Genomic DNA, 1372 nt, shown 5'->3' with positions numbered 1-1372 from the left:
GGTTCTATAATATTTGTTGGGGTATCCACACAATTTCAGAAAAAATAAATGCACGTAACCACCCATTCTTTTATACTTGAATTGTCGAGAAACAAGTAAACGAAGGGTGATACGTGCACATGAATTTTAACATGAATATTCCAGGATTAAAAGATGTAGAGATTGAAAAGATAGAGGAAGTTGGGGAGCGTACTGCCCTTCATGTTTCCCTACCTAAACAACCTCACAAATGTCCTAGCTGTGGGGAAATGACAACGAAGGTACATGATTATCGTATACAAAAGATTAAGCATTTGAAATGGTTTGAGCGTTTAACCATTCTCTTCTATAAACGCCGTCGCTATGCATGTGTATGTGGAAAACGCTTCTCAGAGACATCTCCTTTCGTGGATAAATATCAACGCTACACAAAAGAGTGGAATCAAGTAGTGCGTATTCGTGCAGTTAAAGCGAAAACCTTTAAAGAAGCGGGAGAAGTATTAGGTACATCTAGCTCGACAGTCATACGTCGTTTTAAAGAAGTAGCGAAAGACCAGATAACAAGTGGCGTTCGATTACCCAAAGTCATTGCGATTGATGAATATAAAGGCGACACGGATGCCGGAACGTACCAATTGATTATCGCAAATGCGGAAACACATGAGCCGATTGATATTTTACCAAACCGCAGAAAAGATACGATTAAAGATTATCTCTATCAATACGGGGCTGACGTTGAATTGGTTGTCATGGACATGAATCCAAGCTTTAAGGCAGCGGTGAAAAAGGCTTTGGGGCGCCCTGTGATTATTGCGGACCGTTTTCATTATTGTCGGTATATCTATTGGGCAATTGATGAAGTGCGACGAAAAGTGCAGAAAGAATGGCATGCGTATGACCGTAAGAAATGTAAACGAATGCGTCATGTATTATATAAACGAAGTGGAAAATTAACAGAGAAACATCGCTGGTATTTAGATCGCTATCTAGGGATGTCTGAAGAATTGAAGCAGGCGTATGAACTAAAAGAAGCGTATTGTGAATGGTTTGATTGGGCCAAAACAACTAAAAATGTAGCAGAAGTGAAAAGCCGATTAGAAGCCTTTTACCTTAAGGTGGAGGAAGCCGGGATTCCAGCGTTTCTAAAGGCTGTTCAAACGTTTAGAAATTGGCAGGTTGAGATTCTGAATAGTTTTATCTTCCCTTATTCAAACGGTTTTCTAGAGGGGATCAATAACAAAACAAAAGTGATGAAGCGTAATGCATATGGTTTTAGACGCTTCGATCACTTTAAAGCAAAGATATTATTAAACATTCGGTATAAAGAAATCGGGGTTCATTTAGGGTAAGGGTGACGTGCAAATCACATCACCCCAACATTTGACTTAGAGCC

The 1372-nt window shown here is 39.6% G+C and carries 1 protein-coding gene; it reads left to right on the top strand.

The features are described from left to right. Positions 1-113: 113 nt before the first annotated feature. Positions 114-1328 (top strand): ISL3 family transposase, encoded by a 1215-nt coding sequence (locus BFI01S_RS21925; RefSeq protein ID WP_082804597.1) that lies wholly within the window; start codon positions 114-116, stop codon positions 1326-1328. Positions 1329-1372 lie beyond the last annotated feature (44 nt).

This window comes from Cytobacillus firmus NBRC 15306 (genome assembly GCF_001591465.1).
Classification (GTDB): Bacteria; Bacillota; Bacilli; order Bacillales; family Cytobacillaceae; genus Cytobacillus; species Cytobacillus firmus.
Note: the sequence above shows the minus strand (reverse complement) of the source record. Positions and strands in the feature narration are given on the sequence as shown.